Origin of the sequence: Pseudomonas sp. YL2 (assembly GCF_023063025.1) — a bacterium.
Classification (GTDB): domain Bacteria; phylum Pseudomonadota; class Gammaproteobacteria; order Pseudomonadales; family Pseudomonadaceae; genus Aquipseudomonas; species Aquipseudomonas putida_A.
In genome coordinates this window covers 10,878-21,552 of sequence record NZ_JAJSLU010000032.1, presented here as the reverse complement: position 1 = coordinate 21,552, position 10,675 = coordinate 10,878, and the positions used below count along the sequence as shown (strand labels likewise).

Sequence of the window (10,675 nt, the reverse complement as noted above, 5' to 3'; positions counted from 1 at the left end):
CAGCTTGCCATCCACCCCTCTCACCCCAGAGTTTATTCCCTTACTCAGACACAAGCGGGCTTGCTCGCGAAGACGTAGTGTCAGTCGACATCATTTTTGCCTGGTGCGCCGCTTTCGCGAGCAAGCCCGCTCCCACAGTTTTTGTTCGGTGTAGTGTCAGAAGGAGTCGCCTGGGATGCGTACGTAGCCTTCCATGAGGACGCGGGCACTGCGGCTCATGATGGCTTTTTTCACCACCCACTCACCGTTTTCCAGACTGGCCTCGGCTCCGACACGCAAGGTCCCGGACGGATGGCCGAAGCGCACTGCCGTGCGTTCAACGCCACCGGCGGCGAGGTTCACCAGGGTACCGGTGATCGCTGCAGCGGTGCCGATGGCCACGGCGGCAGTGCCCATCATCGCGTGGTGCAACTTGCCCATCGACAACGCACGCACCAGCAGATCCACATCAGCGGCAGCAATCGCCTTGCCGCTGGACGCGATGTAATCCGCAGGCTTGGCGACGAACGCGACTTTCGGCGTGTGCTGTCGCTTGGCCGCTTCGTCCAGATTCGAAATCAGGCCCATGCGCAACGCACCGTAGGCGCGGATGGTTTCGAACATCTGCAAGGCTTGCGGGTCGCTGTTGATCGCGCTTTGCAGTTCGGTGCCGGTGTAGCCGATGTCTGCGGCGTTGACGAAAATCGTCGGGATCCCGGCGTTGATCATGGTCGCCTGGAACGTGCCGACACCCGGCACCTCAAGCTGATCGATCAGGTTGCCGGTGGGGAACATCGAACCGCCGCCGCCCTCTTCTTCCGCCGCCGGGTCCATGAATTCGACCTGCACTTCGGCGGCCGGAAAGGTCACGCCGTCGAGCTCGAAATCACCGGTTTCCTGCACTTCGCCGTTGGTGATCGGCACGTGGGCGATGATGGTCTTGCCGATGTTGGCCTGCCACACGCGCACCACCGCCACGCCGTTGTGCGGAATGCGGCTGGCCTCCACCAGACCGTTGCTGATGGCGAACGAGCCGACCGCCGCCGAGAGGTTGCCGCAATTGCCGCTCCAGTCCACGAACGGCTTGTCGATGGAGACCTGACCGAACAGGTAATCGACGTCGTGATCAGCCTTGATGCTTTTCGACAGGATCACGGTTTTGCTGGTGCTCGAGGTGGCGCCGCCCATGCCGTCGATTTGCTTGTCGTACGGGTCGGGGCTGCCGATCACCCGCAGCAGCAAGGCATCGCGGGCCGGGCCGGGAATCTGCGCGGCTTCGGGCAGATCCTTGAGGCTGAAGAACACGCCTTTGCTGGTGCCGCCGCGCATGTAGGTGGCGGGGATTTTGATCTGCGGTGCGAAATGAGCTGCGTGAGCCATGGTGCTCCTTATCCGCAAACGCGGGTCAACCGACCCGCGCTCGCACTACGTGATTTAAACGGCAACCGCCGACTCTTCGAGGAAGTCCTGGGCGAAGCGCTGCAACACGCCGCCGGCCTCGTAGATCGACACTTCTTCAGCGGTATCCAGACGGCAGGTTACCGGCACTTCTACGCGCTCGCCGTTGTTGCGGTGGATCACCAGCGTCAGGTCGGCGCGCGGGGTGCGGGCGCCGATCACGTCGTAGGTTTCGCTGCCGTCGATGGCCAGCGTGTGACGGTCGGTGCCCGGTTTGAACTCCAGCGGCAACACGCCCATGCCCACCAGGTTGGTGCGATGAATACGCTCGAAACCTTCGGCAACGATTGCTTCCACACCCGCCAGGCGCACGCCCTTGGCCGCCCAGTCGCGGGACGAACCTTGACCGTAGTCGGCGCCGGCAATGATGATCAGCGGTTGCTTGCGCTCCATGTAGGTTTCGATGGCTTCCCACATGCGCATCACCTGGCCTTCCGGCTCGACCCGCGCCAGCGAGCCCTGTTTGACCTTGCCGTTTTCCTGAACCATTTCGTTGAACAGTTTCGGGTTGGCGAAGGTTGCACGCTGCGCGGTCAAGTGGTCGCCACGGTGCGTGGCGTACGAGTTGAAGTCCTCTTCCGGCAGGCCCATTTTCGCCAGGTATTCGCCGGCGGCGCTGTCGAGCATGATCGCGTTGGAGGGCGACAGGTGATCGGTGGTGATGTTGTCCGGCAGCACTGCCAGCGGGCGCATGCCCTTCAGCGGCCGCGCGCCGGCCAGCGCGCCTTCCCAATACGGCGGACGGCGGATGTAGGTACTCATCTCGCGCCAGTCGTACAGGGGCGTGACTTTCGGGCCGGTGTCTTCGTGGACGGCGAACATCGGAATGTAGACCTGACGGAACTGCTCCGGCTTGACCGACGACTTCACCACGGCGTCGATTTCTTCGTCGCTCGGCCAGATGTCTTTCAGGCGGATTTCCTTGCCGTCGACCACGCCCAGCACATCTTTCTCGATGTCGAAACGGATGGTTCCGGCGATGGCGTACGCGACCACCAGCGGCGGCGACGCGAGGAACGCCTGTTTGGCGTACGGGTGAATGCGGCCGTCGAAGTTGCGGTTGCCGGAGAGCACGGCCGTCGCATACAGATCGCGGTCAATGATCTCTTGTTGAATCACCGGATCGAGTGCGCCGGACATGCCGTTGCAAGTGGTGCAGGCAAACGCGACGACGCCGAAACCGAGTTGCTCCAGCTCCGTGGTCAGCCCCGCCTCATCGAGATACAGCGCCACGGTTTTCGACCCCGGTGCCAGCGAGGATTTGACCCACGGCTTGCGGGTCAGGCCGAGCTTGTTGGCGTTGCGCGCCAGCAGACCGGCGGCGATCACGTTGCGCGGGTTGCTGGTGTTGGTGCAGCTGGTGATGGCAGCGATGATCACCGCGCCGTCGGGCATTTGCCCCGGCACGTCATCCCACTGCCCGGAGATGCCTTTGGCCGCCAGATCCGCTACCGCCACACGGGCGTGCGGATTGCTCGGGCCGGCCATGTTGCGCACCACCGACGACAGATCGAAGGTCAGGCCACGCTCGTATTGCGCGCCTTTCAGGCTGTCGGCCCACAGGCCGTTGAGCCTGGCGTACTGCTCGACGAGCTGCACTTGCTGGTCTTCGCGGCCAGTGAGTTTCAGGTAGTCGATGGTCTGCTGGTCGATGTAAAACATCGCTGCGGTGGCACCGTATTCCGGGGCCATGTTGGAGATGGTCGCGCGGTCGCCGAGGGTCAGCGCGGACGCGCCTTCGCCAAAGAACTCCAGCCAGGCGCCGACGACTTTCTGTTTGCGCAGGTATTCGGTCAGCGCCAGCACCATGTCGGTGGCGGTGATGCCGGGTTGCAGCTTGCCGGTCAGTTCGACGCCGACGCTTTCCGGCAGACGCATCCACGAGGCGCGGCCGAGCATCACGCTCTCGGCTTCGAGGCCACCGACGCCGATGGCGATCACGCCCAGCGCATCGACGTGCGGGGTGTGGCTGTCGGTGCCGACACAGGTGTCGGGGAACGCCACGCCGTCGCGCACCTGGATCACCGGGGACATTTTCTCCAGGTTGATCTGGTGCATGATGCCGTTGCCCGGCGGGATCACGTCGACGTTCTTGAAGGCCTTTTTGGTCCAGTTGATGAAGTGGAAACGGTCTTCGTTGCGCCGGTCTTCGATGGCGCGGTTCTTCTCGAACGCCTGCTTGTCGAAACCGCCCGCTTCCACCGCCAGCGAGTGGTCGACGATCAGTTGCGTCGGCACCACCGGGTTGACCTGCGCCGGATCACCGCCCTGCTGGGCAATCGCGTCACGCAGGCCGGCGAGGTCGACCAGTGCGGTCTGGCCGAGAATGTCGTGGCACACCACGCGTGCCGGGAACCACGGGAAGTCGAGGTCGCGTTTGCGCTCGATCAGTTGTTTCAGCGAATCGGTGAGCGTGGCCGGGTCGCAGCGACGCACGAGGTTTTCCGCCAGCACGCGGGAGGTGTACGGCAGGGTGTCGTAGCTGCCGGGCTGAATCGCCTCGACCGCCGCACGGACGTCGAAATAATCCAGGGAACTGCCGGGCAGGTTTTTGCGGAATTCTGTGTTCATCGGGTCAGGACTCGGGTCACGGTAGTTTCAAAGGGTGGGGCCGACACTGGTACTGAAATGGGCTCGGTCAACTATGGGAGGGGGCTTGCTCCCGAATGCGGAGTGTCATTCAACGGCTTTGTCGACTGATACATCGCATTCGCGAGCAAGCCCGCTCCCACATTGGCTCCCGGTTTATCCAGTTACCCGTGTAGCAGGCCCACCATTCAGCGACGTTCGATTGGCACGAACTTGCGCTGTTCGACGCCGATGTACTCGGCGCTTGGACGGATGATGCGGTTGTTGGCGCGCTGTTCGAACACGTGCGCGGCCCAGCCGGTCAGGCGCGAGCAGACGAAGATCGGCGTGAACAGCTTGGTCGGGATGCCCATGAAGTGATACGCCGAGGCATGGTAGAAGTCGGCGTTGGGGAACAGTTTTTTCTGCTCCCACATGGTCTTGTCGATGGCTTCGGAGACCGGGAACAGCACCTTGTCACCGACTTCGTCGGCGAGTTTTTTCGACCAGCCCTTGATCACCTCGTTACGCGGATCGCTGTCCTTATAGATCGCGTGGCCGAAGCCCATGATCTTGTCCTTGCGTTCGAGCATGCCGAGGGTGCCTTTGATCGCCTCTTCCGGCGAGCTGAAGCGCTCGATCATTTCCATTGCCGCCTCGTTGGCGCCGCCATGCAGCGGGCCACGCAGCGAACCGATAGCCGCCGTGACGCAGGAATACAGGTCGGACAGGGTCGATGCGCAAACGCGAGCGGTAAACGTCGAGGCGTTGAATTCGTGCTCGGCGTAAAGGATCAGCGACACGTTCATCACTTTGATGTGCAGTTCGCTCGGCTTCTTGTCGTGCAACAAGTGCAGGAAGTGGCCGCCGATAGTCGGCTCGTCGCTAACGCAGTTGATGCGTTTGCCGTCGTGGCTGAAGCGATACCAGTAGCACATGATCGCCGGGAATGCGGCGAGCAGACGGTCGGTCTTGTCGCGCTGTTCGGAAAAATCCTTCTCCGGTTCAAGGTTGCCGAGGAACGAGCAACCGGTGCGCATCACGTCCATCGGGTGGGCGTCGGCGGGGATGCGTTCGAGCACTTCTTTCAGTGCTTGCGGCAGGTCGCGCAGCTTGCTCAGCTTTTGCTGGTAGGCATCGAGTTGTGCGCGGGTCGGCAGTTCGCCGTACAGCAGCAGGTAAGCCACTTCTTCGAACTGCGCGTCGGCTGCCAGTTCACGCACGTCGTAGCCGCGATAGGTCAGCCCGGCACCGGCCTGGCCCACGGTGGACAGTGCGGTTTGTCCGGCAACCTGGCCACGGAGCCCGGCGCCACTGAGTACTTTTGCTTCGGCCATTGCTGTCTCCAGTTTTCTTGAATTTGTAGGGGAAACGTGTGGGAGCGAGCCTGCTCGCGAAAGCGTCGTATCAGTCACTTTGTTATTGCCTGACTCACCGCTTTCGCGAGCAGGCTCGCTCCCACAGGGGATCTTGTTCAGCCTTTCTTTTGTGCAAACAACGCATCGAGCTTCTGCTCGAAGGTGTGGTAATCGATGCGATCGTAAAGCTCCATGCGCGTCTGCATGGTGTCGATGACATTCTGCTGGGTGCCGTCGCGGCGGATCGCGGTGTAGACGTTTTCCGCTGCCTTGTTCATCGCGCGGAACGCCGACAGCGGGTACAGCACCAGCGACACGTCGGCGCCGGCCAGTTGCTCGGTGGTGTACAGCGGCGTCGAGCCGAACTCGGTGATGTTGGCCAGAATCGGCACTTTCACCCGGTTGGCGAACAGCTTGTACATCTCCAGCTCGGTGATGGCTTCCGGGAAAATCATGTCGGCGCCGGCCTCGATGCACGCCGCGGCGCGATCCAGTGCCGACTCCAGACCTTCCACCGCTAGCGCGTCAGTCCGCGCCATGATCACGAAGCTGTCGTCGGTACGGGCATCGACGGCGGCTTTGATGCGGTCGACCATTTCCTGCTGGCTGACGATTTCCTTGTTCGGACGGTGGCCGCAACGCTTGGCGCCGACCTGGTCTTCGATGTGAATCGCCGCGGCGCCGAACTTGATCATCGACTTCACGGTGCGCGCCACGTTGAACGCCGACGAACCGAAACCGGTGTCGACGTCCACCAGCAGCGGCAGGTCGCAGACGTCGGTGATGCGCCGCACGTCGGTGAGCACGTCATCCAGGCCGGTGATGCCCAGGTCCGGCACGCCGAGCGAGCCTGCGGCCACCCCGCCACCGGACAGGTAGATCGCCTTGAAACCGGCACGCTTGGCCAGCAGCGCGTGGTTGGCGTTGATCGCGCCGACCACCTGCAATGGGTGCTCGCTGGCGACCGCATCGCGGAAACGCTGGCCTGGAGTGTTCTGCTTGGAACTCATGACTCACCTCGTTCAGTGGCTGTCTTATTGTCGGCGCCGTCCTGGTAATGACGGGCGATGTTGCGTTTCGAGGCGCCGATGTGGCGGCGCATCAACAATTCCGCGAGCTCGCCGTCACGGTCGGCGATGGCATCGAGAATCCGGTGGTGTTCGGCAAAGGCCTGACGCGGGCGGTTGGGCGTGGTGGAAAACTGGATGCGGTACATGCGCACCAGTTGATAGAGCTCGCCGCAAAGCATTTGCGTCAGCGTGCGATTGCCGCTGCCCTGGATGATCCGGTAGTGAAAGTCGAAATCGCCTTCCTGCTGGTAATAGCCGACCCCGGCCTGGAACGCCGCGTCGCGCTCGTGGGTTTCCAGCACCCGGCGCAGTTCGTCGATTTCTTCCACGCTCATGCGCTCGGCCGCCAGCCGGCAGGCCATGCCTTCAAGGGATTCGCGGATTTCGTAGAGTTCGAGCAATTCGGCGTGGCTGAGCGACACCACCCGCGCGCCGACATGCGGTACGCGCACCAGCAGTCGCTGACCTTCAAGCCGATGAATGGCCTCGCGCAGCGGCCCGCGACTGATGCCATAAGTGCGCGCCAGCTCGGGTTCGGAGATCTTGCTGCCTGGGGCGATCTCGCCTTTGACGATGGCCGCCTGGATGCGCCGGAAGACGTTTTCCGAGAGCGTCTCGGAATCGTCGCCGCTGATGACCGGGGGATCGAGTTGATCCAGCATGATTGTCGACACCTTTAAATCCAATGCGGCAAAAACTAGCCAATTAGCCGGCGCCAGTCAAAGGATAAATGGATATTGTCGACAATCGTCTAATAGCCCTAGGCAATCGCCCGCTGATCACCTAATCCCTGCTCGCGAAAGCGTAGTGTCAGCCAGCATCTGCCTGGATGAAGCACCGCCTTCGCGAGCAGGCTCGCTCCCACAGGATTACCCAAGGGGTATAGACCGGCGGGAGCGCTGGCGCCATAAAACCACCGTGCTAGAATGCCGCCCGCATTTGCTGGCCATTTGTACGGCTTGTCATAAAAAGCTGATAGGCACACGAAGGAGCTTGCGCAGTATTGCCAGGAACCTGAACCGAAAACGGAACGCTGCGCACCAGGATTTATGAGACTCAAGCCCTTCCCCACATTTTTTGCGCTGTTTTGCCTGCCCGGCCTCGCCGCGGCGGGGGAAAAAACCGTGTACGGCCTCAACGAATACGCATCGCTTGACGGCATCAATCTGCAAGTCGCGGCCAAACTCGACACCGGCGCCAAAACCGCCTCGCTGAGTGCCCGCGACATCAAACGCTTCAAACGCAACGGCGAGTCCTGGGTGCGTTTCTACCTGGCGATCGACGCCGCGCATTCGCACCCGATCGAAAGGCCGCTGGCCCGGGTCAGCAAGATCAAGCGCCGCGCCGGCGACTACGACCCGGAAGAAGGCAAGAAATACACCGCGCGTCCGGTGATCGAGCTGGATATCTGCATGGGCACGGCGTTGCGCAGCATCGAAGTGAACCTGACCGACCGAAGTGCGTTCCAATACCCGCTTTTGATCGGCTCCGAAGCCTTGAAACGCTTCGACGCGCTGGTCGACCCCAGTCTTAAATACGCTGCCGGCAAACCCGCCTGCACCATCGCCGCTCATACCGCCGAGTAATTTCCATGCGTTCTCTAACCTTCCACCTGAAAATCCTGATCACCATTCTGGTGCTCTTGGGCGTTTCGGTTACGGCCTATCAGATTTTCGTGCTCGGCATCCCGGTGACCGAAGACGCCACCGACGACTTGTGGAACATCGACGCCAAAGTCGAGTTCGTCGCCAGCACCAAGGACCCGGTGAAGGTCCAGATGTTCGTGCCACCGCTGAGCCGCGATTACGTCAGCCTCAACGAAAGCTTTATCTCCAATAATTACGGCGTGGCGGTCAACCGTGTCGACGGCAACCGCAAGGTCACCTGGTCGGCGCGCCGGGCCAAGGGCAACCAGACCCTTTATTACCGTCTGGTGCTGACCAAGCGCTACACCGCGGAAAAATCCAAGATCAAAGGCCCGACCTTCCGCGACAGCATCGCCATCGAAGGCCCGGAAAAAATCGCCGCCGAAGCCCTGCTCGCGCCGATCCGGCAGCACTCGGCCGACGTCGAAACCTTCATCGGCGAAGCGATCAAACGCGTCAACAACGCCAACGATGACAACGTCAAACTGCTGCTGGCCGGCGACCCGTCGACGCCGCACAAGGCGAAGATCGTCGAACTGCTGCTGTCCATCGCTCACGTGCCGGTAGAAAAAGTCCACACCATCCGCCTCGTCGCCGATCAACCGCAAACCCCGGAACTGTGGCTGCGCAGTTTCAACGGCAACGACTGGCTGTACTTCAACCCGGAAACCGGCGAGCAAGGCCTGCCGACTGACCGTCTGCTGTGGTGGACCGGTGATGAAAACCTGATCACCATCGAGGGCGCGAAGAAAGCCAACGTGACCTTCAGCCTGAACAACAGCGAGATGAACGCGATTCGTCTGGCCAAGCTGACCGACGAAAACACCGACGCCAACTTCCTCGAATACTCGTTGTACGGCCTGCCGCTGCAGACCCAGCAGACGTTCATGATCATGGTGATGATCCCGATCGGCGTGCTGGTGATCCTGATCCTGCGCAACCTGATCGGCCTGCAGACCCTTGGTACCTTTACCCCGGTGCTGATCGCCCTGGCCTTCCGCGAAACGCAACTGGGCTTCGGCATCCTGCTGTTTACCGTGATCACCGCGTTGGGCCTGTCGTTACGTTCGTATCTGGAACATTTGAAGCTGCAGATGCTGCCGCGCCTGTCGGTGGTGTTGACCTTCGTGGTGGTGCTGATTGCCGCCATCAGCCTGTTCAGCCACAAGCTTGGCCTGGAGCGCGGTTTGTCGGTGGCGCTGTTCCCGATGGTGATTCTGACCATGACCATCGAACGCCTGTCGATCACCTGGGAAGAACGCGGCGCCAGCCATGCCATGAAAGTGGCGATCGGCACCCTGTTCGCCGCCTCGCTGGCGCACCTGATCATGACCGTGCCGGAGCTGGTGTACTTCGTGTTCACCTTCCCGGCGATCCTGCTGATTCTGGTCGGTTTCATGCTGGCGATGGGTCGCTATCGCGGCTACCGCCTGACTGAACTGGTGCGCTTCAAGGCTTTCCTGAAGAAGGCTGACGCCTGATGTTCGGTTTCTGGAAGACCTGGAAGGCGCTGGAGGCGCGGGGCATCATGGGCATCAATCGGCGTAACGCCGACTACGTGCTCAAGTACAACAAGCGCAGCCTGTACCCGATCGTCGATGACAAGATCATCACCAAGGAGCGCGCGATCGAGGCCGGCATTCATGTGCCGGAACTGTACGGCGTGATCTCCACGGAGAAGGAAATCGACAAGCTCGACGAGATCATCGGCGGGCGGAACGACTTCGTGATCAAGCCGGCCCAGGGCGCTGGCGGTGACGGCATCATCGTCATCGCCGACCGCTTCGAGGGCCGCTATCGCACGGTCTCGGGCAAGATCCTTGCCCATGAAGAACTCGAACATCACATCTCGAGCATTCTTACCGGCCTGTATTCGCTGGGCGGCCACCGCGACCGCGCGCTGATCGAATACCGGGTGACCCCGGATCAGATTTTCAAAAGCATCAGCTACGAAGGCGTGCCGGACATCCGCATCATCGTGCTGATGGGCTATCCGGTGATGGCCATGCTGCGCCTGCCGACCCGTCAGTCCGGCGGCAAGGCCAACCTGCACCAGGGCGCCATCGGCGTCGGCGTCGACCTCGCCACCGGCCTGACCCTGCGCGGCACCTGGCTGAACAACATCATCAACAAACACCCCGACACCACCAACGCGGTGGACGGCGTGCAACTGCCCTACTGGGACGGCTTCATGAAACTCGCCGCTGGTTGCTATGAGCTGTGTGGCCTGGGCTACATCGGCGTGGACATGGTGCTGGATCAGGAAAAAGGTCCGCTGATTCTCGAGCTGAATGCGCGGCCCGGGCTGAATATCCAGATTGCCAATGATTGCGGGCTGACCCAGCGTACGCATGCGGTCGAGGCGCATCTGGAAGAGCTGAAGGCGCGTGGGGTGACGGAGTCAGTCGAAGAGCGGGTGGCGTTTACTCAGGAGATGTTTGGGCATATTCCGGCGGTCGAGGGCTGATCCAGCACTGAGGCGCGGCTATCGCGAGCAGGCTCACTCCTACAGGGGGACGGATTCCCGATTGTAGGGGGGGGGCTGCTCGCGGGAGCGGACTTTCCGCCACCACAGGGCTCAACCCCGCCCCCCATC

General features: G+C 61.7%; 8 protein-coding genes. 3 read left to right on the top strand and 5 right to left on the bottom strand.

The annotated features are described in order from the left end of the window. Positions 1-156: 156 nt before the first annotated feature. The 5 genes from prpF to LVD08_RS27590 form a co-directional block, all read right to left on the bottom strand. The gene (gene prpF / locus LVD08_RS27610) at positions 157-1,359 is read right to left on the bottom strand and encodes a 2-methylaconitate cis-trans isomerase PrpF (RefSeq protein ID WP_247269738.1); all 1,203 of its coding nucleotides are present in this window, start codon (positions 1,357-1,359) and stop codon (positions 157-159) included. A gap of 54 nt (positions 1,360-1,413) precedes the next feature. After that, a complete protein-coding gene (gene acnD / locus LVD08_RS27605) occupies positions 1,414-4,008 on the bottom strand; it encodes a Fe/S-dependent 2-methylisocitrate dehydratase AcnD (RefSeq protein ID WP_247269737.1) in 2,595 nt (864 codons plus the stop codon). Positions 4,009-4,214: 206 nt separating this feature from the next. Beyond that, positions 4,215-5,342 (bottom strand): bifunctional 2-methylcitrate synthase/citrate synthase, encoded by a 1,128-nt coding sequence (prpC, locus tag LVD08_RS27600; RefSeq protein ID WP_247269736.1) that lies wholly within the window; start codon positions 5,340-5,342, stop codon positions 4,215-4,217. 137 nt (positions 5,343-5,479) lie between these two features. Then, a complete protein-coding gene (gene prpB / locus LVD08_RS27595; RefSeq protein WP_096797099.1) occupies positions 5,480-6,373 on the bottom strand; it encodes a methylisocitrate lyase in 894 nt (297 codons plus the stop codon). Further along, positions 6,370-7,092 carry a GntR family transcriptional regulator gene (locus LVD08_RS27590; protein ID WP_169432611.1) on the bottom strand — a complete coding sequence of 241 codons (723 nt, stop codon included), beginning with the start codon at positions 7,090-7,092 and terminating at the stop codon, positions 6,370-6,372. The genes prpB and LVD08_RS27590 overlap by 4 nt, the downstream gene beginning before the upstream one ends. Positions 7,093-7,482: 390 nt before the next feature. Here LVD08_RS27590 and rloA point away from each other — a divergent pair, with 390 nt between their 5' ends. Genes rloA through LVD08_RS27575 form a run of 3 tightly spaced genes read left to right on the top strand, consistent with a single transcriptional unit; the run spans position 7,483 to position 10,546 of the window. After that, a complete protein-coding gene (rloA, locus tag LVD08_RS27585; protein ID WP_025110318.1) occupies positions 7,483-8,019 on the top strand; it encodes a retropepsin-like aspartic peptidase RloA in 537 nt (178 codons plus the stop codon). Between the two features lie 5 nt (positions 8,020-8,024). Further along, positions 8,025-9,560: an osmotic stress tolerance membrane protein RloB gene (gene rloB / locus LVD08_RS27580; RefSeq protein ID WP_007960894.1), complete on the top strand. Its 1,536-nt coding sequence runs from the start codon at positions 8,025-8,027 to the stop codon at positions 9,558-9,560. Next, positions 9,560-10,546 carry an alpha-L-glutamate ligase-like protein gene (locus LVD08_RS27575; RefSeq protein ID WP_108591205.1) on the top strand — a complete coding sequence of 329 codons (987 nt, stop codon included), beginning with the start codon at positions 9,560-9,562 and terminating at the stop codon, positions 10,544-10,546. The genes rloB and LVD08_RS27575 overlap by 1 nt, the downstream gene beginning before the upstream one ends. Positions 10,547-10,675: the final 129 nt, after the last annotated feature.